Here is a 23,032-nt window from a genome sequence, read left to right on the forward strand (position 1 = left end):
CCTGAGGTGAGTTCACTCCTTCGTGGGGTTTCCGAGCCCGCATTCGAATCTTGCGGGGACCTCGCGCACGCCCGTTCCCCTCAGCCGGACACGATCCGGCCGTTCAGGATGATCCACCGCGGTGCCGCGAGCACGCGCACGTCCGCGCGCGGGTCGTCGTCGTACACCACCAGGTCGGCAGGCGCGCCCTCCTCCAGCAGCGGGCGCCCGAGCCACCGCCGCGCGCCCCATGCCGTGGCCGAGAGGGCGTCGATCGCGGGAATGCCCGCCTTCACCAGCTCCGCGACCTCGTCGGCCACCAGCCCGTGGGCCAGCGAACCGCCCGCGTCCGTACCGACGAAGACCGGGACGCCCGCGTCGTACGCCGCGCGGACCGTGTCGTAACGGCGCGCGTGCAGCTCCCGCATGTGCGCCGACCAGCGCGGGAACTTCGCCTCGCCGCCGTCCGCGAGGTGCGGGAACGTCGCGATGTTGACCAGGGTGGGGACGATCGCGACACCTCGCTCGGCGAAGAGCGGGATGGTGTCCTCGGTCAGGCCCGTGGCGTGCTCGATGCAGTCGATGCCCGCCTCGACGAGATCGCGCAGCGACTCCTCCGCGAAGCAGTGCGCGGTGACCCGGGCGCCCAGCCGGTGCGCCTGCGCGATGGCCGCCTCCACCTCGCCGCGCGGCCAGCACGCGCCCAGGTCGCCGGTCTCCCGGTCGAGCCAGTCGCCGACGAGCTTGACCCAGCCGTCGCCGCGCCGCGCCTCGCGGGCGACGTACGCGACCAGGTCGCCCGGCTCGATCTCGTGGGCGTAGTTACGGATGTAGCGGCGGGTACGGGCGATGTGCCGCCCCGCCCTGATGATCTTCGGGAGGTCGTCCCGGTCGTCGATCCACCGGGTGTCGGACGGCGACCCGGCGTCGCGGATCAGCAGCGTGCCCGCCTCCCGGTCGGTGAGCGCCTGCTTCTCGCTGGTGGCCTCGTCGACGGGGCCGTGCCGGTCGAGTCCGACATGGCAGTGCGCGTCGACCAGTCCGGGCAACGCCCAGCCGTGGACGACCGGCACATCGCGTACGCCCACGGGCCGTTCGTACGTGATCCTGCCGTCCACGGCCCACAGTTCGTCCCGTACGTCGTCGGGCCCGGCGAGCACCCGCCCCTTCACCCGCAGCACCATGCGATCGCTCATGTACAGCACTCTACGAGGGGGCGGTTACGCTCGGCCGGGAGAGATCGAACATCCGAAGATCGAAGAGAGCTCCGCCGTGACACACCCGCTTCTGGACCGGGCCCCGCTGACCGCCGCGCACTTCGCGGCCATCGAACGCCGGGTCGCCGCCCTCCTCTCCACCGAGCAGGACGTGGTCATCATGCAGGGCGAGGCGCTGCTTCCCCTCGAAGGCTGCATCCGCGGCGGCGCCCGTCCCGGATCGGCCGCGCTGAACGTGGTGACCGGGCCGTACGGGCAGACCTTCGGCAACTGGCTGCGCGACTGCGGCGCGGCCGTCTTCGATCTCGCCGTCCCGTTCCACACGGCCGTCACCGCCGAGCAGATCGGGCAGGCGCTCGACGAGCACCCGGAGATCGACTTCGTCTCGCTGGTGCACGCGGAGGCCGCGACCGGCAACACCAACCCGGTGGCGGAGATCGGCGAGGTCGTACGGGCCCACGGCGCCCTCTTCATGCTCGACGCGGTCGCTTCGGTGGGCGCCGAGCCGCTGCTGCCCGACGCGTGGGGCGTGGACCTGTGCGTGATCGGGGCGCAGAAGGCGATGGGCGGGCCGGCCGGGGTCTCCGCGGTGTCGGTGAGCGAGCGGGCCTGGGAGCGGTTCGCCGCGAACCCCGCCGCCCCGCGCCGCTCGTACCTCTCCCTCCTGGACTGGAAGGAGCGGTGGATCGACGGCGGGCGCAAGGCGCTGCTGCACGCGCCCGCGCAGCTGGAGATGCTGGCGCTGGAGGCCTGCCTGGAGCGCATCGAGGCGGAAGGGCTCGGCGCCGTGGAGGCCAGGCACCTGGCCGCCGCCTCGGCCACGCGCGCGGGCGCGATCGGGCTGGGCGGAGGCCTGGAGCCGTACGTCCACGCGGCGCGGGACGCCGCGCCGGTCGCCACGACGCTGCGCACCCCCGCCGGGGTGGACGCGTCGGACATCGTCGCGAAGGCGCTCGCCGCCGACCCCTCGCTGCCGCTGATCGCGGGCGGCGGGGCGCTGTCCAAGGAGATGATCCGGGTCAATCACTACGGTGTCGATGCCACACGGGGTGTGGTCCAGTCGTCGCTGGCCGCACTGGGCGCGGCACTGAGCGAATCGGGTCTGCGGGTCGACTCCGAGGCTGCCCGAAAGGCTGTGGCGGAAACCTGGCCGAGCGCATAACTTCTTTGAATTCAGTGAATTAACGGATAACGGAAAGCTGCTTTATCAGCGCAGCTTCCCGTTTTCTTCTGCCCCGTATCTCCGACCGTAAACGCCAAGGTTTCAACAGGAACTCGGCCTGGTTTCGACCGTGTGACCGACTCCACATCGAAGGCGATTTGCCCGGTTATTTCCGGACAGATCGCCCGGATTTGCAGTCTGCTCGCGTGAAGGGCGGCCTCGCGCGATAACACAGAACGCGCTCTCACCCAACCCCTCCCGACGATGCACTTTTTGAATTTGCTCGGTAAATTCCATCCGCATGACCGCCGCACCAGCAGACCTTGCACGTGCCCGAAGTGAATTCCTGCAGATCGAAGCTCCGCGAGTGGAGGACGGAGCCGCGATCTGGCGCATTGCCCGCGACTCCAAGGCCCTGGACCTCAACTCCTCGTACAGCTATCTGCTGTGGTGCCGCGACTTCGCGGCGACGTCCGTCGTGGCCAGGGACAGCCCCGGCGGTGAGCCGATCGCGTTCATCACCGGTTACATACGCCCCGAGCGCCCCGACACCCTCGTCGTCTGGCAGGTCGCCGTCGACCACGACCACCGCGGCCGCGGGCTGGCCGGCACGCTCCTGGAGGCGCTGACCGAGAAGGTCGCCGCCCGTCAGGGGGTGAAGGCGATCGAGACGACCGTGACCCCGGACAACACCGCTTCCAACCGGCTGTTCACCTCGTACGCCGAGCGCCGTGGGGCGCGGCTGGAGCGCGAAGTGCTCTTCCACGGCGGGCTGTTCCCCGAGGGAACCCATCTGCCCGAGGTGCTGTACCGCATCGGCCCGATCGCTTCCTGAGCAGCCCCCCTCAGCTCCTCCCCTTCCCCCCATACCTCCCTCTCTCCCAGGAGACCGCCGTGACCATCACTCCTCCCGCCCTGAGCGTCTTCGAGACCCTGGAATCCGAGGTACGCAGCTACTGCCGCGGCTGGCCGGCCGTGTTCGACCGCGCGCAGGGCAGCCACCTCCACGACGAGGACGGCCATACCTACCTCGACTTCTTCGCCGGCGCCGGGTCACTCAACTACGGCCACAACAACCCGGTGCTGAAACGGGCGCTCATCGACTACATCGAGCGCGACGGCATCACCCACGGCCTGGACATGGCGACGACCGCCAAGCGCGCCTTCCTGGAGACGTTCGAGAACGTGATCCTGCGGCCGCGCGATCTGCCGTACAAGGTGATGTTCCCGGGCCCGACGGGCACCAACGCCGTCGAGGCCGCGCTGAAGCTGGCCCGCAAGGTCAAGGGCCGCGAGTCGGTCGTCTCCTTCACCAACGCCTTCCACGGCATGTCGCTCGGCTCGCTCGCCGTCACCGGCAACGCGTTCAAGCGGGCCGGCGCGGGTATCCCGCTGGTGCACGGCACGCCGATGCCGTTCGACAACTACTTCGACGGCACGGTCGAGGACTTCCTGTGGTTCGAGCGGCTGCTCGACGACCAGGGCTCCGGCCTCAACAAGCCCGCCGCTGTGATCGTCGAGACGGTCCAGGGCGAGGGCGGCATCAACGTGGCCCGCGCCGAGTGGCTGCGCGCGCTCCAGGACCTGTGCCACCGCCAGGACATGCTGCTGATCGTCGACGACATCCAGATGGGCTGCGGCCGTACCGGCGGTTTCTTCTCCTTCGAGGAGGCCGGCATCACGCCGGACATCGTCACCCTGTCGAAGTCCATCAGCGGCTACGGCATGCCCATGTCGCTCTGCCTGTTCAAGCCCGAGCTGGACATATGGGAGCCGGGCGAGCACAACGGCACCTTCCGCGGCAACAACCCGGCGTTCGTCACCGCGACCGCGACGCTCAACACCTACTGGGCCGACGGCCAGATGGAGAAGCAGACGCTGGCCCGCGGCGAGCAGGTCGAGCGGGCGCTGCTGGCCATCGCCGACGAGAACGCCGAGGCGGGCGTGAGCTTCCGGGGCCGCGGCCTGGTCTGGGGCCTGGAGTTCGCCGACAAGGAGCGCGCCACGGTGGTCTGCCGCCGCGCCTTCGAACTCGGCATGCTGCTGGAGACCTCGGGTCCGCAGAGCGAGGTCGTGAAGCTGCTGCCGGCGCTCACCATTTCCCCTGAGGAGCTCGACGAGGGACTGCGCATCCTGGCGCGCTCCGTCCGCGAGACCGCCTGATCGTTTTCATCGCGGCAACGAAGTAACGAAGTACCACAGAAGGGCTCAACTCACCGTGATAGTCCGCTCGTTCAAGGACATTGAAGGCACCGACCGCCATGTGAAGGCCGCCTCCGGGACCTGGGAGAGCAAGCGCATCGTGCTCGCCAAGGAGAAGGTCGGCTTCTCGCTCCACGAGACCGTGCTGTACGCGGGTACGGAGACGTCGATGTGGTACGCGAACCACATCGAGGCCGTCCTGTGCACGGAGGGCGAGGCCGAGCTCACCAACGACGAGACCGGCGAGACCCACTGGATCTCGCCGGGCACGATGTACCTGCTGGACGGCCACGAGCGTCACACCATGCGCCCGAAGACCGACTTCCGCTGCGTATGCGTCTTCAATCCTCCCGTCACCGGACGGGAGGACCACGACGAGAACGGTGTCTACCCGCTGCTGACCGAGGAGGTCTGAACCATGACCGACGTACTGACCGCACGCACCGAGACCCCACGCGCCGACCTGTACCCGACGCGCGGCGCCGCCGAGGTGATCACCCCTCGCCAGGACCCGGTCGTCTGGTCGGCGCCCGGCGCGCCGGGACCTATCGAGCCCGCCGACCTCATGGGCTTCGAGCGGGACGGTTTCCTCGCCATCGACCAGCTCATCACCCCGGAAGAGGTGCCGGTCTACCGGGCGGAGCTGGACCGGCTGGTCAGCGACCCCGGGGTGCGGGCGGACGAACGCTCGATCATCGAGCCGAAGTCGAGGGACGTACGGTCGGTCTTCGAGGTGCACCGCATCAGTGAGGTCTTCGCGCGGCTCGTACGGGATCCGAGGGTCGTCGGCAGGGCCCGCCAGATCCTCGGCTCGGACGTGTACGTCCACCAGTCGCGGATCAACGTCAAGCCGGGCTTCGGGGCTTCGGGCTTCTACTGGCACTCGGACTTCGAGACGTGGCACGCCGAGGACGGTCTGCCGAACATGCGGACCGTGTCCGTCTCGATCGCGCTGACCGAGAACTACGACACCAACGGCGGCCTGATGATCATGCCGGGGTCGCACAAGGAGTTCCTGGGCTGCGCGGGCGAGACGCCCAAGGACAACTACAAGCGCTCGCTCCAGATGCAGGACGCCGGCATCCCGTCGGACGAGGTGCTGACGCGCATGGCGGACCGGCACGGCATCAGGCTCTTCACGGGCAAGGCCGGTTCGGCGACCTGGTTCGACTGCAACGCGATGCACGGCTCGGGCGACAACATCACGCCGTACGCGCGCAGCAACGTCTTCATCGTCTTCAACAGCGTGGAGAACACGGCGGTCGAGCCGTTCGCGGCCCCCGTACGGCGGCCGGAGTTCATCGGAGCGAGGGACTTCACGCCGGTGCGGTAGGCGCCGGCGTACGACGGCAAGGCGGGCGGGCCCGGTTCGGTGGAACCGGGCCCGCCCGCCTTCCCTTTGTGGCGTCCGCGTCAGGCGGCCAGCGCCGGATAGTCGGTGTACCCCTTGTGGTCGCCGCCGAAGAAGGAGGCCGGGTCCGGGGCGTTGTACGGGCCTTCGGTCCTGAGCCGGGCCGGCAGGTCCGGGTTGGCGAGGAAGAGCGCCCCGAAGGCGACGAGGTCGGCGGCGCCCTCTTCGACGAGGGCCAGCGAACCGTGGTCTGTGGGGCCCTCGGTGGCCGGGTTGAGGATGAAGGTGCCGCCGAACTTCGCGCGCAGCTCAAGCAGCAGCTCCCGCCGCTCCGGGGCGACCTCGACGGCGTGCAGGTACGCGAGGCCCAGCGGGGCTATGGCCTCGACGAGCGCCGGATACACGACGTCGGCGTCGCTCTCGGCGATGTCGTTGTACGGGTTGGCGGGCGAGATCCGCAGGCCGGTCCGGTCGGCGCCGATGGCCTGGGCGACGGCCTTGGTCACCTCGACGGCGAAGCGGACGCGGTTCTCCACGGAGCCGCCCCACTCGTCGGTGCGCAGGTTGGTGTTGGTGGAGAGGAACTGCTGGATCAGGTAGCCGTTGGCGCCGTGCAGCTCGACACCGTCGAAGCCGGCGTCGATGGCGTTGCGGGCGGCCGTCACGAAGTCCGCGATGGTCTCGCGGATCTCGTCGCCGGTCAGCTCGCGCGGGGTGACGAAGTCCTTCATGCCCTCGGCGGTGTAGAGCTGGCCGGCTGCGGCGACGGCGGAGGGGGCGACCGGTACCAGCCCGTCGGGAAGCAGGACGGGGTGGCCGATGCGGCCCGCGTGCATGATCTGCGCGTAGATCCGGCCGCCGGCGGCGTGCACGGCGTCGGTGACCTTGCGCCAGCCCGCGGTCTGCTCCGCGCTGTGCAGGCCGGGCGTGAACGGGTAGCCCTGGCCGACGACGGAGGGCTGGACACCTTCGGTGATGATCAGGCCGGCGGTGGCCCGCTGGGTGTAGTACTCGGCGGTGAGCTCGGTGGGTACGCCGCCCTCGCCGGCGCGGCTGCGGGTCATCGGCGCCATCACGATGCGGTTCGCGAGCGGCGTACCGGACAGGTCGAAGGGATCGAAAGCAGTGGTCATGGCAGCAGCCCCCAAAGGAGATATGTGGTCGGCCAAGTAATCCGACGAGAGTCACTGTAGCGCATTACTTGGCCGACCAAGGTAAAGTTGTTCCAGACAGTTCCGACAAGGAGTTCCCATGAAGGCCGAGCCCGCCTGTCCCGAGCCTCCGAGCACCGCGAGCGGCGGCCCGGTCAGCCACGCCATCTCCCAGACGGCGCGGCTCCACCGCATCGCGGCGGGCAGACTCCTGCGCGACCTCGGCCTCTATCCCGGCCAGGAATTCGTGATGATGCACCTGTGGGACGCGGGCCCGGTGCGCCAGTCGGAGCTGATCAAGGCGGTCGGGCTCGATCCGTCGACGGTGACGAAGATGCTCCAGCGCCTGGAGCAGGCGGGCCATGTACGCCGCTGCCCCGACCCGGCCGACCGGCGGGCCGCGCTCGTCGAGGCGACCGGTGCCAGTTGCGGCCTGAAGACGCAGGTGGAGCAGGCGTGGCGGCAGCTGGAGGAAACCACGCTGGCCGGTCTCGACGAGCACGAGCGCAAGGAACTGCTGAGGCTGCTCGGCCGCGTGGAGGGCAACCTCTGCCCGCAGGCCCGCGAGGAGCACGAGGAGGCGGCGGCAGACGCGGCGTGCGGGGCAGAGGCGTAAAGCAGGCCCGGCCGGGCTTGAAAACAAACAAGCCCGACCGGCGACGACGACGGCGTCGCTCAGCCCGCGAGCACGTCCAGCACCCGGTCCACATCGGCGCCGGTGTTGTACAGATGGAACGACGCACGGAGGTTGCCCGCGCGGACCGAGACGACGATGTCCGCCGCGGCCAGCGCGTCGAGCCGGTGCGCGAGGCCCGGCGTCGAGACGACGACGGAGTCGGCGGGCACCGGAGTGTGGCCGAGGGACGCGAGCCCTTCGCGGTAGCGCGCGGCGAGCGCGAGGTTGTGGTCCCGCACGTTCTCGATGCCGATCTCCTCCAGGAGCGCGAGGGACTGCTCGGCGCCGACGTACGACAGGAACGGCGGCGGCTCGTCGAAGCGGCGGGCGCTGCGCGCGAGTTCGCCGACGGGACCGTACGTGCTGCCCCAGATGTCCTCACCCGCGAGCCACCCCGCGTGGATCGGGGTGAGGGACTCCTGTGCCTCTTCCGTGACGGTGAGGAACGACGTGCCGCGCGGCGCCATCAGGTACTTGTAGCCCCCGGTGACGGTGTAGTCGAAGCTCCCGGCGTCGAACGGCAGCCAGCCCGCCGCCTGGGTCGCGTCGACGAGCGTACGGGCGCCGTGGGCGGCGGCAGCGGCCCGTATCGCCGGCAGGTCGGCCGTCCGTCCGTCGGCGGACTGCACCGCCGAGCAGGCCACCAGCGCGGTTTCGGGGCGCACGGACTCGGCCAGCTCCTCCAGCGGCACGTACCGCATCTTGAGGTCGCCGCGGACCGCGAAGGGATTGATCACGGAGGCGAAGTCGCCCTCGGGGCACAGGACTTCGGCTCCGGCGGGCAGCGAGGCCGCGATCAGGCCGACGTGGACGGACACCGCGGTGCCCACGGCGACCCGGTCCTCGGGGACGCCGACGATCCGCGCGAAGGAGGCGCGGGCGGCGGCCACCGGACCGAAGGCGTCCGCGCCGTCCTGGCCCGTGGCGCTCTGCTCGGCCGTGGCCTTGACGGCCGCGACGGTGCGACGGGGCAGCAGGCCGATGCTGGAGGTGTTGAGGTACGTCGTCTCCGGCGCGAACTCCGCGGCCACTGTGTCAGTGAGAGTAAGGGGCTTCATGCCCCTACTCTGCTATGCCGCCAACTCCCCGTCCATTGCGTTCTTTTGTCGAATGTCTCCAAGCAACGCTTATGAAGCGGAGGCCGTGGTGAGGCGGCTGAAGGCCGACCGGTAGGCGGCGTTTGAGGAGCGGGGTCCGGGGCGGCGCCCCGGGAAGCCCCGCGCAGCGGCAACCGCCGCCCTACTCCTGCCGGTTGTCCACCCGGCGCGGCAGCCCCTGCGGGTTGTCGTCCCGGAGCTCCGGCGGCAGCAGCGCCTGCGGCGTCGACTGATACGTGACCGGCCGCAGCCACCGCTCGACCGCCGTCGCGCCCACCGACGTGGACGTCGAAGTGGTCGCCGGGTACGGGCCGCCGTGGTGCTGGGCGGGGGCGACCGCCACCCCCGTCGGCCACCCGTTGACCAGCACGCGCCCCGCGAGCGGAGTGAGTTCGGCGAGCAGCTCGGACCCGGTGCCCCCGTCCCCCTCCAGCTCCTCCGTGGAGAGGTGCAGCGTAGCGGTGAGGTTGCCCGGCAGCCGGGAAAGCACCGCGCCGATCTCCGCCGGGTCCTCGTAGCGCGCGACAACGGTGACCGGCCCGAAGCACTCCTCCAGGAGCAGGTCGTGCGCCCCTTCAGTGGTCAGCAGCCGCGCCGGTACGGTCAGGAAGCCCGCGCTCACGCTGTGCTCGCCGCCCGCGCCCGGGGTCACCGGGGCTTCGGTGTCCGGCAGCGCGGCCCGCTCCCGTACACCGGCGACGAAGGCGTCCCGCATCCGGTGGTCCAGCATGACGCCCGGGTCGGTGTCGCTGACGGCCGCCGTGAGGGACTTCAGCAGGCGGTCGCCGACCGCGCCGGCCGGGGCCAGGACGAAGCCGGGCTTCGTGCAGAACTGCCCCGCGCCCAGCGTCATGGCGCCCGCGAGCCCGGCCCCGATCTGCTCGGCCCGCTCCTGTGCCGCCGCCTCCGTGACCACGACCGGGTTGAGGGAGCCGAGTTCGCCGTGGAAGGGGATGGGGACGGGCCGGGCCGCCGCGGCGTCGAAGAGCGCCCGGCCGCCGCGCACGGAGCCGGTGAAGCCCGCGGCCGCGACCAGCGGGTGCCGTACCAGCTCGATGCCCGCGTGGAAGCCGTGGAGCAGGCTCACCACCTCTTCCGGCAGGCCCACTTGGGCCGCCGCCCTGCGCAGTACGGACGCACAGAGCTCCGACGTCGCGGGGTGGTCGGGATGCGCCTTGACGACGACCGGGCAGCCGGCGGCGAGCGCGCTGGCCGTGTCACCGCCGGGCACCGAGAAGGCGAGCGGGAAGTTGCTGGCGGCGTAGACGGCGACGACGCCCAGCGGGATCTTGTAGCGGCGCAGGTCGGGCCAGGGCGGGGTTTTCGTACCGTCCTCGTGGTCGATCCTGATGTCCAGGAAGGCGCCCTCGTCGACGGCGTCCGCGAACGCCCTGAGCTGAGCCGTGGTGCGCGCGAGCTCGCCGGTCAGCCGCGTCGGGCCGAGCGCGGTCTCCGCGTCGGCCGCCTCGACGATGTGCTGCGCCGCCTCGTCGAGGAGCCCGGCGGCGGTACGGAGCAGGGCGGCCCGCACCGTACGGTCGGCGAGCGCGGAGCGAACGGCGTGCGCGGCCCGTACCGCGCGGTCGACCTCCTCCGCGGTGGCCTCTACCGCGACCTGCTCGCGCGGCTTCCCCGTTCGGGGGTCGACACTCCAGACTGGTACTGCCTCCACCGTGGCGTCCTTCCAGCTGTTCGATATTCTGAACAGAGTTCCTGATACTGAATATGCTGGGACTCTATTAACGGACGTTCTGAGCGGTCAAGAGTGACCAAGAAGGGGCGAGACTCAATGTCAACTGCCGATACGGGCGGTGCGCAGGTCAAATCGGCGGTGCGGACCGTGGAGTTGCTCGAATTCTTCGCCGGCCGCCCCGGCATGCACTCCCTCGCCGCCGTCCAGGAAGCCGTCGGATATCCGAAGTCCAGTCTCTACATGCTGCTGCGCACGCTCGTCGAGCTCGGCTGGGTGGAGACGGACGCGACGGGCACGCGGTACGGCATCGGCGTACGGGCCCTCCTCGTCGGTACGTCGTACATCGACGGTGACGAGGTCGTGGCCTCGGCCCGCCCCACCCTCGACCGGCTCTCCGACGACACGACGGAGACGATCCACCTGGCGCGCCTCGACGGTACGAACGTCGTGTACCTCGCGACCCGCCAGTCCCAGCACTATCTGCGTCCCTTCACCCGCGTCGGCCGCCGGCTGCCCGCGCACTCGACGTCCCTCGGCAAGGCGCTGCTCGCCACGCACACCGACGAGCAGGTGCGCAAGCTGCTGCCGGAGACCCTGCCGGCGCTGACCGAGCACACCATCACCGACCGCGAGAAGCTCATCGAGGAGCTGCACGTCGTCCGCGAGCAGGGCTACGCCGTGGACCGCGAGGAGAACACACTGGGCCTGCGCTGCTTCGGTGTCGCGATCCCCTACCGGACCCCGGCCCGTGACGCCATCAGCTGCTCGGTGCCGGTCGCCCGGCTCACTCCGGCGCACGAACAGATGGTCAAGGACGCCCTGTTCGACGCGCGGGACCGGCTGACGCTCGCCACCCGGCGGCTCTGACGTGGCCCTCGACGTGTCGCTGCGCGAGGTCCGGCCGGACGACCTCGACCTGTTCTTCACCCAGTTCCAGGACCCCGAGGCGAAGCGCATGGCGGCCTTCGGGCCGGCCGGTCCGGTGGACCGGGCCCGGTTCGACGCGCACTGGAAGCGCAACATCGCCGAGTACGTCGTACGGACCGTGCTCGCCGACGGCGAGGCCGTGGGCAGCGTCTGCGTGTACGGAGAGCCGGGCGACCTCCAGGTGACGTACTGGATCGGCCGCCCCCACTGGGGCCGGGGCGTGGCCACCGCCGCTCTGCGCGCGCTGCTCCAACTCGTCCCGGAGCGGCCGTTGTTCGCCCGCGCCGCCGCGGACAACACCGGGTCGGTCCGGGTGCTGGAGAAGTGCGGGTTCACCGTGACGGGGCGCGAGCGGGGGTTCGCGAACGCTCGCGGGGCGGAGATCGACGAGCTGGTCCTCACCCTCACCGGCTGAGGGCTCTCCCCCGGACGGGGGAGGCGGTTCACCTCTGCGTGGGAGGTGCGGCGGCCCTCCGTCCGGGAGCGTGGGTGCCATGGCAGAGACCACGCTCGCTTCCACGTCCCGGGGCCTTCACCCGGCCCCCGACGGCCGGCTGCGCGCCGTACTGCGCGCCGCCGCCGTCATCTCCTGCGTCCCGTACGTCGCGCTCAAGATCGCCTGGATCGCCGGCAGCCGCGTCGGCATCCCCGACGGCAGCGTGCTCCTCGACCATCCCGGCGTGATGGCCGCCGCCAACAGCGTCACGGTCCTGATGGACGCGGCCGTCGTCGTACTGGCCCTGCTCCTCACGCAGGACTGGGGCCGGCGCGTCCCGGCGTGGCTGCTCGCGCTGCCCATGTGGGTGGCGACGGGGCTGCTGACCCCGATCGTGACCGGGTTTCCGCTCCAGCTGCTGGCGAAGGTGTTCACCGGTGCGCAGAGCGCACCGGCCGGCAGTGAACGGTTCCTCGCCGAATGGGTCTTCGGCGTCGTCTACACCGGTTTTATCGTGCAGGGCCTCGCGCTGGGCGCCCTCTTCGCCCTGTACGCGGGCGATCGCTGGGGTCACCTGTGGCGGGGCACGGTGTGGGAGCTGCCCAGCTCCGCCGTCGGGCCCCGGCTGAGGGCGGCCGGCGTGGCCGCGTCCGTGCTCGCGGCGCTCTCCGCCGTGCCGCATGTGATGTGGGCCGCCGGTTCGACGACGGGGCTGAGCCAGGGCCGGATCGACGGGCGCGCGGCGGACTTCCGTCTCCTCGAAGGGACGTATGTCCTGTTCGCGGCCCTCGCCGTGACCGGCGTCCTGATGCTCGCGCTGCGGCGCGGTCGCGGGGTGACTCTGAAGACGCCGCTGGCGCTTGCCTGGGTGGGCTCGGGGGCGCTCGGCTGCTGGGGCGGCTGGCTGCTCGTCGCCTCGGCGATGCCCGCGGCCGATGGGGCGGACCGGGCGACCACGCTGATGCTGCTGACCTACTGTGTGCAGATGACCGCCGGTCTCGTCGTCCTGGCCGCGGGCGCCCGCTTCCTGCGGCGGCGCGGGCAGGGCGGCCAGGCGGGCGGACGGGCGGAGAGCCGGGCGAACGGCCGGGCACGGGGACAGATACGGGGACGCGCGGCGTGAAGCGGCTGTTCGGTGCGCGGGCCCGGCTGCGCTGGATCCATCTGATCCTCGGCGGCGCCCTGTCGATGCCGTACTTCCTCCTCGGCAGCGTCTTCGTCGGCCCGTTCATCGGCAACCAGAACGTCTTCACCTCGGCCGCCCTGCAGTTCGGCGCCTTCGGCGTCGCGTTGCCGATCGCCGCCCTCACTGCGTTCTTCCCCCTCGTGAGGCCGTTGTCGGTGGGCGCGGTACGGGCGTTGTGCGGGGTGCCCCGCGGGCGACTGGCCGACGGACCCGCCGGGTCCGGGCCGGCGCGCGTGCGGACCGCGGCCTGGTTCACGCTGCACCTCGGGCTCGGTGGCGTCATCAGCGGCATGACGCTCGCGGTGCCGCCGTTCGCGGGGACACTGATCATCCTGCCGCTGCTGACGTGGCTGCGCGACACCCCGCTCGGGTTGCCCGAGGTCTTCGACCACACATGGGCGCTGGCGCTCGCCCCGGTCGCGGGGGCCGCCATGCTGGTGGCGCTGGCGGCGTGCGCGGCCCTGGCCGGGGCTTTGCTGGCCCGCTGGGCGCCCGTGCTGCTCGGCCCGACACCGGCCGACCGGCTGGCGGCGGCGGAGCGGCGGGCCGCGGATCTCGCCGTACGCAACCGGCTGGCCCGCGAGCTGCACGACTCGGTGGGGCACGCGCTGAGTGCGGTCACCCTCCAGGCGGGCGCGGCGCGCAGGGTGCTGGACAGCGATGTGGAGTTCGTACGGGAGGCACTGACGGCCATCGAGGAGACGACGCGGCGCACCGTGGGCGAACTGGACACTGTCCTGGGGCTGTTGCGCCAGGGAGAGGACGCCGACGCCGACCTGCCGGGGCCCACACTCGACGTACTGGACGATCTGCTGGCCAACAGCGGCGTGAAGGTGGCGTACACGCAGGACGGCGATCCGGCCGCCCGGGCCCCCGAAGCGGTGTCCCGCGAGGCGTACCGCATCGTTCAGGAAGGGCTGAGCAACGCCCTTCGGCACGGCGGCGCCGCACCGGTGTCGCTCCGGATCGCCCTGCGCGGCGAGGAGTTGGAGATCGTGATGGAGAACCCGCTGCCCGAAAGGGCCCCGGTGGTACGGCCCGGCGGCGGCCGGGGTCTGCCGGGCACAGCCGAACGGGCCACCCTGCTCGGCGGCCACGCCGAAGCCGGCCCGCACGGCGACAGGTGGCGCCTCACGGCCCGTCTGCCGGTCGGTGGCGACGCGGGAGACGGGCGATGAGCGCGCCGCCGGTCAGGGTCGTGCTCGCCGACGACGAGCGCATGGTCCGCACCGCGCTGCGCGTCATCCTCGACGCCGAGCCCGGCCTGGAGGTCGTCGGTGAGGCGGCGACCGGCGCCCAGGCTGTGTCGGTGGTGCGTGAGCTGCGGCCCGACGTGGTGCTGATGGACGTACGCATGCCGGAGATCGACGGCATCCGCGCCACCGAGCAGATCCTCGGCGGCATGGAGACGCCCCCGCGCATCGTCGTCGTCACCACCTTCGAGAACGACTCCTATGTGTACGAGGCGCTGCGCGTCGGCGCCGCGGGCTTCCTGCTCAAGCGCGCGGCGGCCGAGGACCTGGTCCAGGCGGTGCGGCTGGTCGCGCGCAGCGACTGCCTTCTCTTCCCGTCCGCGGTGCGCGCTCTGGCCGCCGAGCACGCCAGGCGGCAGCCCGCCCCGCCGCCCCCGTGGGCGGCGCGGCTGACCGAGCGCGAGGCGGAGGTGCTGCGGCTGATGGCGACGGGCCTGACGAACGCGGAGATAGCGGACCGGCTGCGGGTCGGCTCGGCGACCGCGAAGAGCCATGTGGCGGCCGTGCTGGCCAAGACGGGTGTGCGGGACCGCACACAGGCGGTGATCGCGGCGTACGAGTCGGGCTTTATCACGCCGCGCTGAGCAGGCCGGGACGAGGATTCAGATGAAGATTCAGATGAGGATTCTCTGAGAAGCGCGGCATGGGGGAACGCGACCGGCCGCCGCGTTCGTCTTCCGTACGGGATGAACAAAACGATCAGGCACGCTTCGGTCTTCTGCCTGCTGATGGTGCTCGCCCTGCTGGTGCGGGTCACCTGGGTGCAGGCATACCAGGGCCAGGCCCTCGCAGACGACAAGCACAACCGGCGGAACGTCATCGCGCAGTACGCGCAGCCGCTCGGGAACATCATCGTGGCCGGTTCGCCGGTCACCGGATCGAAGAAGACGGAGGGGAGCGATCTTGAGTACAAGCGGACCTACACGGACGGCGAGCTCTACTCGGCCGTCACCGGCTACAGCTCACAGGCGTACGGAGCCACCCAGCTCGAAGGCATCTACAGCGCCGTCCTCGACGGGACCGACACCCGGCTGAAGAACCCGGCCGACATCGTCATGGGCAAGCAGAGCGACCCCGGCGACGTCGTGACGACCATCGACCCCGCCGTGCAGAAGGCGGCGTACGAGGCACTGGGCGACAAGAAGGGCGCGGCGGTCGCGATCGACCCGAAGACCGGGCAGATCCTGGGCATGGTCTCCACGCCTTCGTACGATCCGTCGGAGATCAGCGGTACGACGGACGGCGACGCCTGGCAGGCGCTGACCGGCGACAAGGACAAGCCGATGGTCAACCGGGCGCTGCGGCAGCCGCTGCCGCCGGGCTCGACGTTCAAGCTGGTGGTCGCCGCCGCGGCGCTGGAGGACGGACGCTACGGGTCGGTCGACGAGCGGACGGACAGCCCGAACCCGTACACGCTGCCCGGCACACGGACGGTCCTCAGGAACGAGAACGCGTCCGCGCCCTGCGAGGACGCGACACTGCGCACCGCGCTGAAGTACTCCTGCAACAACGTTTTCGGCAAGCTGGCCGTCGACCTCGGCCAGGACAAGGTCAAGGCGATGGCGGAGAAGTTCGGCTTCAACACCGAGAAGCTCGATGTGCCGGTGCGTGCCTCGCAGAGCGTGTACCCGTCCGGCATGGACAAGGCGCAGACGGCCCTGACGGGCATCGGCCAGTTCGATGTGACGGCCACCCCGCTCCAGATGGCGATGGTCTCGGCGGCCCTCGCCAACGGCGGCGAGCTCGCGTCGCCGCACATGGTCTCCAAGGTGACGGACGCCGACGGCGACACCCTGGAGGACCTCGCGGACCTCGGGGACGCGGGCGGCGAGCGGGTCGTCTCGTCCTCCACCGCCGAGCAGCTGCGGAGCGCGATGGTCACGGTCGTCGAGGAGGGCACGGGGACGAACGCGCGGATCGGCGGCGTCGAGGTGGGCGGCAAGACGGGCACCGCGCAGCACGGCGTGGACAACAGCAAGACGCCGTTCGCCTGGTTCACGTCGTACGCGAAGGACGAGTCGACCGGCAAGGAGGTGGCGGTCGCGGTCGTCGTCGAGGACTCGGGCGCGGCGCGCTCGGAGGTCAGCGGCAACGGCCTGGCGGCGCCCATCGCCGAGAAGACGATGCGGGCGGCCCTCGGCCGCTGAGGCGGGTGCCGGGCCATTCGGAAGAACCGGCCCGGCACCTTCGAGGGCCGGCGACTACTGCCCCGCCCACCGCTTGACGGTCGCCTCCGCCTTCGCCCGCTCTGCGGGCGTCAGCTTGGAGATGAGCGCACCGTGGTTGGTGTCCGGCGCGACGTAGAGGTGCGAGTCGTGCTTGCTGGGCTTGAACTGCTCCGCGCTCCACGGGTCGTTCTGCCCGTACACGAACATCATCCGCTCGCCACGGGTCGCCACCCAGCGGTCGACGTCCTTGATGACGCGGCCGTTGTACGAGGTGCGCATGTCGGCGGGCAGCACCGAATTGGGCTGGTAGATGTCCGGGTAGTTGCGGACATCGCGCAGGTGCTTGAACTTCAGGTCCGCCCAGCCGAGCTGGGAGGCCGCCTGCCGGTAGTACGGGCCGCTGCCCTCGGCCCCGTTGCCCTGGTCCGCGTAGATGCTCAGACCGTGGTCGAGCGACCACTTGTACAGCTCGTCGTCGGTCGCCTTCTTGGCGTCGGGGACGGCCGGGCAGTCGGTGTACGTACCGCTCTGCCAGAAGTTCCACACCTGGTCGAGCACCGAGAACTCGAAGGCGCGATCCGCCGAGCCGAGGTACGTGAAGGTGAGGCCCTGCTCCTTGGACGTGGCCTCGAAGCGCGGCAGCATCGCCTCGCGCCGCACCAGCATTTCGCGCTGTACGGCGTCCAGGGCGCTGCGGCACTCGGGCGTGCCGACCGTCTGGAAGAACCTCTCGTAGACGCTGTCGTCGCGGTTGTCCGCGTCGTTCGGGGCGACGTACGCGACGACGGCGTCCAGGTCGCCGGGGTAGAAGCGCTCGTGGTAGACCTGCGTCATTCCGCCCTTGCTCGCGCCGGTGCCGAGCCACTTCGCCTTGTAGATGCTCTTGAGGGCCTGGACGATCGCGTGCTCGTCGCTCGCCTGCTGCCAGACGTTCAGGTCGTCCCAGTCGACGTCGGCGGGGCGCGAGGTGTTGAAGTAGCGGTGCTCCACGCTGACCTGGTTCGCGCCGAGCAGCGTGGTGATTTCACGGGTGCCCGAGGAAAGTCCGTATCCGCCGGTGTAGTGCACGACCGGCGCCGTCTCGGTCTTGTGCCAGAGCGTGAATCTCTGGGGGAAGGTGGCGCTGTCGGGGTCGCGGTGGTTGACGGGCTGGGCCAGCGTCAGGGTGTAGAAGGGGAATCCGCCCTTGTCGGCCACCGAAACGACCGTCAGCCCCGGGATGCGCTCCAGCTTTTGGCGGATGTCACCCGCTGCGGACGCGTCGGAACTAGCACCGGCATCGCCGCGGGCCGGTTCGGCGGCGAGTGCGGGTGAAGAAGCCAGCAGGCCGGTTGCCGTTATGAGGCCGGCACAGAGCAGAGCAGGCAGAGCCTTGGTGCGCACGCTGTAGTCCCCTCGGTCGGAGGTGATGCGATGGATGCAACGGGCCGCATGGTATGCGCTTTCGTACTGTGATCGGCCTCACTGGGGATCATTGGATTTCATGTCAACCGGACAGGCGGTGCCGGGCGTATGCCTGGTGAGACCGAAGAGATCCAGGAGTGGTTGTTGACCGTCGAGGAGTTTGAAGAGTTCTACGCACATACGGCGTCCCGCCTCATCGGGCAGCTGTATGTGATGCTCGGCGATCTGCACGAGGCTCAGGACGTCGTACAGGAGGCCTTCGTCCGGGGCTGGAGCCGGCGGCGTCAGCTCGACGGCGGCGGCGAACCCGAGGCATGGATCCGCACCGTGGCGTGGCGGCTGGCGGTGAGCAGGTGGCGGGTGCACCGCCGCGCGGCGGACGCCTGGCAGCGGCGCGGCAGCCCGTCGGCCGACCCGGGACCAGGGCCCGAACACGTCGCGCTGGTGTCGGCGCTGCGCGAACTGCCGCCCAGACAGCGGCGCACGGTGACGCTGTACTACCTGTGCGACCTGACGGTCGTCCAGATCGCCGCCGAGACCGGCCTGTCCACCGGCACGGTCAAGACGCACCTGGCCCGGGGCCGGGCAGCGCTCTCCCACCTTCTGCAGGACCCGCGCGCTGAGGAGGCCTACGGTGCCTGAGCCCCACGACCCTTTGAGGAACGCGTTCAAGGCCGCGGCCGAGGCCGGACAGGCGCGCGCGCGGCCCGTGCCCGCCGCGGTGATCTCCGAGCGCGGCAGCCGGCGCCACCGGCGGCGCCTGGCCGTGGTGGCGGCCACCGCGTGCCTGGCCTTCGCCGGCACGGGCGCCGCGGCGGTGACGGCGCTGCTGCCGGGCAGCGACCCGGACACCGGCGTCCCCGCTTCCACCCCGTCCGGCCTTCCTTCCGGCCTTCCTTCCGGCCTTCCGTCCGTCCTGCCGTCCTCCTCGCCTCTCCCTTCCTTCTCGTCGTCTCCTGCGCGCACCACTCCCCCGGTGTCCTCGCCGCCGCCCGGACTGCCGACCGGGTCACCGACGACGACACCGCCGAGCAGCCCGCCGAGTACGGCGCCGGAGCAGCCGCTGAACAGCTCGCCGCCGCCCGCGGACTGACCCGCGCACAGCCCCGCCGACCGCCTCCCCCTGCCCGCCACATCGCCGGGGGCCGATCCCGCATGCCTCGATCGCGTGCCGGTCGCCCCGCCCCGATGCCCGCACCAGGAGTACGACCATGGCCACCGCGACCCCGATGCGGCCCCCCGCACAGCCCGCCCGTACTCCCGTGCCGGGAAGCACCACAGCCACCGGCCCCGGCACCTCCAGACGCCGGCTCGGGCTCGGGCGCCGGCGCGGGCTCGGGCTCGACGACCGGAACGTCCTGCTGCTGTACGTGCTCACCCGGGCCGGCATCTGGACCACCGCCTACTGCACGCGGTGGCTGTTCGCCGGGGACCGCAAGGCCCGCGACGTACCGCCTGCACTGTCCTCGTGGGGCCAGTGGGACTGGTGGCACTACCTGCACATAGCGCAGGAAGGTTACTTCCCCGGCGGTGCGGGCCCCTGGACGGACGGCTGGGACAACAGGGAGGCCTTCTTCCCCGGCTTCCCTCTCGTCCTGCGCGCCGTGCACGTCGTGATCCCCGACTGGACCGTCGCCGGTCTGCTGATCTCCTTCGTATCCGGGGCCGTCGCCGTCCTGGCCCTCGCCCGTATCGCCCGCCTCCACCTGCCCGCCGCCGACAGCGCCCTTGGGCAGCGCGCCGTGCTCTTCTTCCTGCTCTCGCCGTGCGCGATGTTCCTGGCCGCCGGTTACACCGAGTCGCTCTTCCTCTCCCTCGCCCTGCCCGCCTGGCTCGCCGCCCGGCGCCGCAACTGGCCGCTCGCGGGCATCCTGGCCTGCCTGGCCACCGGCGTCCGGGTCAGCGGGCTCTTCCTTGCGGCGGCGATCGCGGTCCACTTCGTCGTCGCCACCAACCTTCGCAAGCAGTGGCGTTCGATTCCGTGGATCGCGCTCCCGGCGCTGCCCACAGCCCTCTACACGTGGTTCCTGCACGCGCACACCGGCGACTGGATGGCCTGGAACCACGCCCAGGAACGCGGCTGGTACCGGAACTTCCACGCCCCCTGGGAGGCATGGCAGAACACCTGGAAGGCCGCCTTCGCGCACACCCAGTCCACCGGTTACGCCGTCATGTTCCAGGCCGAGCTCGTCACCATGGCCGTCGGACTGCTCCTGCTGGGCGTGCTGCTGAGACGGCGCAGGTGGCCGGAGGCCGTGTACATCGGGCTCAGCCTGTGGGCCCTCGGCACGTCGTACTGGTACACGTCCATCCCGCGGGCCACGCTCCTGTGGTGGCCGATGTGGGTGCTGCTCGCCGCGTGGAGCCTGCGCCGTCCCTGGGTGACGAGTGCGTACGTGTGCGTGGTCGCGCCCCTGTCGACCGTCTTCGCCGTCACCTTCCTGTCGGGGCGCTGGGCAGGCTGACAGCCGGCAGGACAGCGTCCGGGACCGACCGTGACGCGCGCCGCGCGAGCGACGCCGCCCAGGCCGTCGCCGCGACACCGAGCGCTCCGACTCCGGCCCCGACCCACGCGACCGAGGTGTAGCCGAAGCCCGCGTCGATGGTCATGCCGCCCAGCATGGGCGTGAGGGTGATGCCCACGTTGAAGGCCGAGGTACTGACGGCCGGAACCAGCGTCGGGGCGTCGGGCGCGATCGTGAACACCCGTGACTGGAGCACGGGGTTGGTGACGTATCCGGCCACGCCGAGGACGAGGACCAGTACGACGGTGAGGGTCAGGTTCGGCGCGGCGAGCGCCACCGCCGCCGAGGCGAGGGTGAGGGCGCCGATGCCGAGGTAGAGGGTGCGAAGCGGGGCGCGGTCGGCCACGCGCCCGCCGATCGTCATGCCGATCAGCCCGCCCACTCCGTACAGCGAGAGGACGGCCGGCACCCAGCCCTCGGGCAGCCCGCTCACGTCGGTCAGCAGCGGGGCCAGGTAGCTGAAGGTGACGATGGCGGCGCCGAAGGCCAGTACGGTCACGGCGAAGGAGACCCACAGCTCGGGACACGCCAAGCCCTTCAACTCGCGCCGGACGGACGGCACTTCGCGGTCGGCGGCGTGACCGCCCGGCAGCACGGTCCGGATCGCCACGAGGCTCACGGCGGTGAAGGCCGCCACGCCCCAGAAAGCCGCGCGCCAGCCGACGTGCTGGCTCATCAGTGTCCCGGCCGGCACTCCGACGATCGTGGCCAGCGTCAGCCCGGTGGCGACGACGGAGAGCGCCCTGCCCTTGGCCGTCGCGGGCACCAGACTGACCGCGGCCGCGGCGGCCACGCTCCAGAAACCGGCGTACGCGACCGCTGTGACGATGCGGCTGGCGAACACCACGGCGTACTCCGGCGCCAGGGCCGCGACCACGTGCCCGGCGATGAAGACGGCCTGGAACGCGACGAGCGCGCTGCGGCGCGGGACGCGCAGGGTGAGCACGCTCATCAGGGGCGCGCCGACGACCATGCCGATGGCGAAGGCGGAGATGAGCAGCCCCGCGTCGGGGATGGAGACGCCGAGGTCGTCGGCCATGGTGGGCAGCAGACCGGAGAGCATGAACTCCGAGGTCCCCTGGGCGAATATGCCCAGGCCGAGTATGTAAACGGCGATTGGCATGAGTCGGTGCTCCGCTCGCGTAAGTGGGTCGACACGTTGTTTTGTACTGTGCGTTTCAAAATGAGCCCATGGAAAATCCAGGCACGCCGTGGCACGCCATGGATCACAGAGGGCCTGACGGCCCCGCCTCAGAGGGCCGCGAGGGCGGCGTCCGCGGTCATCTCCAGCACGGACCGCTGCCGGGTGACGCGCGCCGAGACCTTGAGGCCGGCGATGGTCGCGATGACGAAGTGCGCGAGTGCGGTGGGGTCCTTGTCGCGGGCGATGTCGCCGTCCCGCTGCCCGGACTCGATACCGGCACGGATCACCGCGAGGCGCAGCCGGTAGTCGCGGCTCAGGTCGCCCGCGATCTCCCGGTCGCGGGCTGCCACCTCGACGGCCGTATTGACGACGAGGCAGCCACGACCTTCAGTACCCGCGACACCTTCGGGGCCTTCGGAACCTTCGGGTCCGCGCTCGAACTCCTCGTCGATCACCCGCTGAAACTGCGTGCGGATCTTCTGCCGGACCGGGAGATCACTCTCCATCAAGGCGGCCAGTTCGGCGTTCTTGTACTCCATGTAGCGGGCGAGGGCGCGGTCGAAGAGGTGGCGCTTGCTCTTGAAGGTGTTGTAAATGCTGCTGCGCCCCAGGCCGGTGGCGTCGCACAGCTCCTGGGTGGACGTCGCCTCGTAGCCGGCGGTCCAGAACGCCTCCATCGCGGCGTCGACCGCCCGCTCCTCGTCGAACTTCCTCGGTCGGGCCATGACATGAACGCTAGCAGGTTTTAGAACGCACGGTCCATTACTCCGCCGACCAGGCCGGGTCACGTCCCGCGCGCCCGACGACCCGGTCGAGGAGCGACGCGTTCTCCGGCACCTCGACAGGAGTCCCGAAGATCCCGTCACCGCCCGCGCTGTCATCCGTCGGCTCCAGCAGCTCGTACGACGACTGAAGGCTCGCGGCGTCAACGGTGTACGCCTGGCCGGTGGAACGGGCCAGATCCCACCCGTGCACGACGATCTCGTTGAGGGCCACTCGTCCCGCGACCGCGCCGGTCAGCGTGACGCCGCCCGCCTGCGTCGTGCCCTGCCAGGCATCGGGGCTGCGCCAGGCAGCGGCGAGCTCGTCGAGCTGCCGCAGGAGGCGGGTGCGCCAGTCGTCGTCGAGTACGGGCAGAGCGGCGCCGGGGGCCGTGCCAGTCGTCGGTCCCAGCTCCTTCTTCGCCGCGTCGCGGAAGGCGGCGGTGAGGCCGACGAGGTGGGCCAGGAGGTGGTGCACGGCGTACTTCTCGCAGGGGGTGGGGCCGGCGAGCCGGTCGTCGGTGACGCCGTCGAGCAGTTGGGCGACCTGGCGGGTGGCCGGTTCGAAGTCGGGCATGCGGGACGTGGGGTCCTTGACGGTCATGGCGCTGCCTCCGGTGAGCGGACGGTGCCTGCGCAGTAGTGACCGCCTGACGAGCTGGAACTCATCGGTGCGCGCCGGAGCTCTTTCGCCTACCCG

At 70.9% G+C, this 23,032-nt stretch carries 23 protein-coding genes; 15 read left to right on the plus strand and 8 right to left on the minus strand.

Going from position 1 to position 23,032, the window contains the following annotated elements:
* Positions 1-80 precede the first annotated feature (80 nt).
* Positions 81-1,175, minus strand: coding sequence for an amidohydrolase family protein (locus tag J7E91_RS05455; RefSeq protein WP_214899598.1), 1,095 nt, complete (start codon positions 1,173-1,175; stop codon positions 81-83).
* Positions 1,176-1,251: 76 nt separating this feature from the next.
* Here J7E91_RS05455 and J7E91_RS05460 point away from each other — a divergent pair, with 76 nt between their 5' ends.
* The 5 genes from J7E91_RS05460 (at position 1,252) to thpD (ending at position 5,893) form a co-directional block, all read left to right on the plus strand.
* The gene (locus J7E91_RS05460) at positions 1,252-2,358 is read left to right on the plus strand and encodes an aminotransferase class V-fold PLP-dependent enzyme (RefSeq protein ID WP_214899600.1); all 1,107 of its coding nucleotides are present in this window, start codon (positions 1,252-1,254) and stop codon (positions 2,356-2,358) included.
* 301 nt (positions 2,359-2,659) lie between these two features.
* Positions 2,660-3,193, plus strand: coding sequence for a diaminobutyrate acetyltransferase (gene ectA / locus J7E91_RS05465; RefSeq protein ID WP_214899602.1), 534 nt, complete (start codon positions 2,660-2,662; stop codon positions 3,191-3,193).
* A gap of 59 nt (positions 3,194-3,252) precedes the next feature.
* Positions 3,253-4,521 carry a diaminobutyrate--2-oxoglutarate transaminase gene (ectB, locus tag J7E91_RS05470; RefSeq protein ID WP_214899604.1) on the plus strand — a complete coding sequence of 423 codons (1,269 nt, stop codon included), beginning with the start codon at positions 3,253-3,255 and terminating at the stop codon, positions 4,519-4,521.
* Positions 4,522-4,576: 55 nt separating this feature from the next.
* On the plus strand, positions 4,577-4,975 hold the full coding sequence (locus tag J7E91_RS05475) for an ectoine synthase (protein ID WP_214899606.1): 399 nt from the start codon (positions 4,577-4,579) through the stop codon (positions 4,973-4,975).
* A gap of 3 nt (positions 4,976-4,978) precedes the next feature.
* Positions 4,979-5,893, plus strand: a complete 915-nt coding sequence (thpD, locus tag J7E91_RS05480) for an ectoine hydroxylase (protein ID WP_214899608.1) — start codon at positions 4,979-4,981, stop codon at positions 5,891-5,893.
* Positions 5,894-5,973: 80 nt separating this feature from the next.
* On the opposite strand, the gene J7E91_RS05485 is transcribed toward thpD, so the two are convergent.
* The gene (locus J7E91_RS05485; RefSeq protein ID WP_214899610.1) at positions 5,974-7,044 is read right to left on the minus strand and encodes an alkene reductase; all 1,071 of its coding nucleotides are present in this window, start codon (positions 7,042-7,044) and stop codon (positions 5,974-5,976) included.
* A 118-nt stretch (positions 7,045-7,162) separates the two neighbouring features.
* Between J7E91_RS05485 and J7E91_RS05490 the strand changes: the two genes are divergently transcribed.
* Positions 7,163-7,678: a MarR family winged helix-turn-helix transcriptional regulator gene (locus J7E91_RS05490; protein WP_214899612.1), complete on the plus strand. Its 516-nt coding sequence runs from the start codon at positions 7,163-7,165 to the stop codon at positions 7,676-7,678.
* Between the two features lie 59 nt (positions 7,679-7,737).
* On the opposite strand, the gene J7E91_RS05495 is transcribed toward J7E91_RS05490, so the two are convergent.
* Together J7E91_RS05495 and J7E91_RS05500 are read right to left on the minus strand one after the other, a co-directional pair.
* A complete protein-coding gene (locus tag J7E91_RS05495) occupies positions 7,738-8,796 on the minus strand; it encodes an aminotransferase class V-fold PLP-dependent enzyme (protein WP_214899614.1) in 1,059 nt (352 codons plus the stop codon).
* A gap of 181 nt (positions 8,797-8,977) precedes the next feature.
* Positions 8,978-10,507 carry an aldehyde dehydrogenase (NADP(+)) gene (locus J7E91_RS05500; protein WP_214899616.1) on the minus strand — a complete coding sequence of 510 codons (1,530 nt, stop codon included), beginning with the start codon at positions 10,505-10,507 and terminating at the stop codon, positions 8,978-8,980.
* Between the two features lie 117 nt (positions 10,508-10,624).
* Between J7E91_RS05500 and J7E91_RS05505 the strand changes: the two genes are divergently transcribed.
* The 6 genes from J7E91_RS05505 (at position 10,625) to J7E91_RS05530 (ending at position 16,477) form a co-directional block, all read left to right on the plus strand.
* Entirely contained in the window at positions 10,625-11,395 is a 771-nt protein-coding gene (locus J7E91_RS05505) for an IclR family transcriptional regulator (protein ID WP_028814315.1), read from the plus strand.
* Between the two features lies 1 nt (position 11,396).
* Positions 11,397-11,870 (plus strand): GNAT family N-acetyltransferase, encoded by a 474-nt coding sequence (locus J7E91_RS05510; RefSeq protein ID WP_214899618.1) that lies wholly within the window; start codon positions 11,397-11,399, stop codon positions 11,868-11,870.
* 79 nt (positions 11,871-11,949) lie between these two features.
* Positions 11,950-13,014 carry a hypothetical protein gene (locus J7E91_RS05515; protein WP_251015223.1) on the plus strand — a complete coding sequence of 355 codons (1,065 nt, stop codon included), beginning with the start codon at positions 11,950-11,952 and terminating at the stop codon, positions 13,012-13,014.
* Positions 13,011-14,255 carry a histidine kinase gene (locus J7E91_RS05520; RefSeq protein ID WP_308376068.1) on the plus strand — a complete coding sequence of 415 codons (1,245 nt, stop codon included), beginning with the start codon at positions 13,011-13,013 and terminating at the stop codon, positions 14,253-14,255. Before J7E91_RS05515 ends, J7E91_RS05520 begins: the two co-directional genes overlap by 4 nt.
* Positions 14,252-14,914, plus strand: a complete 663-nt coding sequence (locus J7E91_RS05525; protein WP_214899620.1) for a response regulator transcription factor — start codon at positions 14,252-14,254, stop codon at positions 14,912-14,914. The genes J7E91_RS05520 and J7E91_RS05525 overlap by 4 nt, the downstream gene beginning before the upstream one ends.
* A gap of 102 nt (positions 14,915-15,016) precedes the next feature.
* Entirely contained in the window at positions 15,017-16,477 is a 1,461-nt protein-coding gene (locus J7E91_RS05530) for a penicillin-binding protein 2 (protein WP_214899622.1), read from the plus strand.
* Positions 16,478-16,531: 54 nt separating this feature from the next.
* Here J7E91_RS05530 and J7E91_RS05535 read toward each other — a convergent pair whose 3' ends face one another.
* Entirely contained in the window at positions 16,532-17,881 is a 1,350-nt protein-coding gene (locus tag J7E91_RS05535; RefSeq protein ID WP_214899624.1) for a S28 family serine protease, read from the minus strand.
* A gap of 129 nt (positions 17,882-18,010) precedes the next feature.
* Between J7E91_RS05535 and J7E91_RS05540 the strand changes: the two genes are divergently transcribed.
* The 3 genes from J7E91_RS05540 (at position 18,011) to J7E91_RS05550 (ending at position 20,367) form a co-directional block, all read left to right on the plus strand.
* Positions 18,011-18,544, plus strand: coding sequence for a SigE family RNA polymerase sigma factor (locus J7E91_RS05540; RefSeq protein ID WP_214899625.1), 534 nt, complete (start codon positions 18,011-18,013; stop codon positions 18,542-18,544).
* A complete protein-coding gene (locus tag J7E91_RS05545) occupies positions 18,537-18,995 on the plus strand; it encodes a hypothetical protein (RefSeq protein WP_214899627.1) in 459 nt (152 codons plus the stop codon). The genes J7E91_RS05540 and J7E91_RS05545 overlap by 8 nt, the downstream gene beginning before the upstream one ends.
* Before the next feature lie 118 nt (positions 18,996-19,113).
* Positions 19,114-20,367 carry a mannosyltransferase family protein gene (locus J7E91_RS05550; protein WP_214899629.1) on the plus strand — a complete coding sequence of 418 codons (1,254 nt, stop codon included), beginning with the start codon at positions 19,114-19,116 and terminating at the stop codon, positions 20,365-20,367.
* Here J7E91_RS05550 and J7E91_RS05555 read toward each other — a convergent pair.
* The 3 genes from J7E91_RS05555 to J7E91_RS05565 form a co-directional block, all read right to left on the minus strand.
* Positions 20,336-21,550 (minus strand): Cmx/CmrA family chloramphenicol efflux MFS transporter, encoded by a 1,215-nt coding sequence (locus tag J7E91_RS05555; RefSeq protein WP_214899630.1) that lies wholly within the window; start codon positions 21,548-21,550, stop codon positions 20,336-20,338. The genes J7E91_RS05550 and J7E91_RS05555 overlap by 32 nt on opposite strands.
* Before the next feature lie 128 nt (positions 21,551-21,678).
* Positions 21,679-22,296: a TetR/AcrR family transcriptional regulator gene (locus J7E91_RS05560; protein WP_214899631.1), complete on the minus strand. Its 618-nt coding sequence runs from the start codon at positions 22,294-22,296 to the stop codon at positions 21,679-21,681.
* A 37-nt stretch (positions 22,297-22,333) separates the two neighbouring features.
* Positions 22,334-22,936 (minus strand): TIGR03086 family metal-binding protein, encoded by a 603-nt coding sequence (locus J7E91_RS05565; protein WP_251015224.1) that lies wholly within the window; start codon positions 22,934-22,936, stop codon positions 22,334-22,336.
* Positions 22,937-23,032: the final 96 nt, after the last annotated feature.

It is taken from the genome of Streptomyces sp. ISL-99 (genome assembly GCF_018614005.1).
GTDB classification, from domain to species: Bacteria; Actinomycetota; Actinomycetes; order Streptomycetales; family Streptomycetaceae; genus Streptomyces; species Streptomyces flavidovirens.

What these genes read in the sequence shown, in the direction of transcription:
- J7E91_RS05455 (WP_214899598.1), bottom strand. Translation starts at nt 1,175, where the DNA reads ATGAGCGATCGCATGGTGCTGCGGGTGAAGGGGCGGGTGCTCGCCGGG.
- ectA (WP_214899602.1), top strand. Translation starts at nt 2,660, where the DNA reads ATGACCGCCGCACCAGCAGACCTTGCACGTGCCCGAAGTGAATTCCTG.
- thpD (WP_214899608.1), top strand. Translation starts at nt 4,979, where the DNA reads ATGACCGACGTACTGACCGCACGCACCGAGACCCCACGCGCCGACCTG.
- J7E91_RS05485 (WP_214899610.1), bottom strand. Translation starts at nt 7,044, where the DNA reads ATGACCACTGCTTTCGATCCCTTCGACCTGTCCGGTACGCCGCTCGCG.
- J7E91_RS05490 (WP_214899612.1), top strand. Translation starts at nt 7,163, where the DNA reads ATGAAGGCCGAGCCCGCCTGTCCCGAGCCTCCGAGCACCGCGAGCGGC.
- J7E91_RS05495 (WP_214899614.1), bottom strand. Translation starts at nt 8,796, where the DNA reads ATGAAGCCCCTTACTCTCACTGACACAGTGGCCGCGGAGTTCGCGCCG.
- J7E91_RS05505 (WP_028814315.1), top strand. Translation starts at nt 10,625, where the DNA reads ATGTCAACTGCCGATACGGGCGGTGCGCAGGTCAAATCGGCGGTGCGG.
- J7E91_RS05515 (WP_251015223.1), top strand. Translation starts at nt 11,950, where the DNA reads ATGGCAGAGACCACGCTCGCTTCCACGTCCCGGGGCCTTCACCCGGCC.
- J7E91_RS05525 (WP_214899620.1), top strand. Translation starts at nt 14,252, where the DNA reads ATGAGCGCGCCGCCGGTCAGGGTCGTGCTCGCCGACGACGAGCGCATG.
- J7E91_RS05530 (WP_214899622.1), top strand. Translation starts at nt 15,017, where the DNA reads ATGAACAAAACGATCAGGCACGCTTCGGTCTTCTGCCTGCTGATGGTG.
- J7E91_RS05540 (WP_214899625.1), top strand. Translation starts at nt 18,011, where the DNA reads ATGCCTGGTGAGACCGAAGAGATCCAGGAGTGGTTGTTGACCGTCGAG.
- J7E91_RS05550 (WP_214899629.1), top strand. Translation starts at nt 19,114, where the DNA reads ATGGCCACCGCGACCCCGATGCGGCCCCCCGCACAGCCCGCCCGTACT.
- J7E91_RS05555 (WP_214899630.1), bottom strand. Translation starts at nt 21,550, where the DNA reads ATGCCAATCGCCGTTTACATACTCGGCCTGGGCATATTCGCCCAGGGG.
- J7E91_RS05560 (WP_214899631.1), bottom strand. Translation starts at nt 22,296, where the DNA reads ATGGCCCGACCGAGGAAGTTCGACGAGGAGCGGGCGGTCGACGCCGCG.
- J7E91_RS05565 (WP_251015224.1), bottom strand. Translation starts at nt 22,936, where the DNA reads ATGACCGTCAAGGACCCCACGTCCCGCATGCCCGACTTCGAACCGGCC.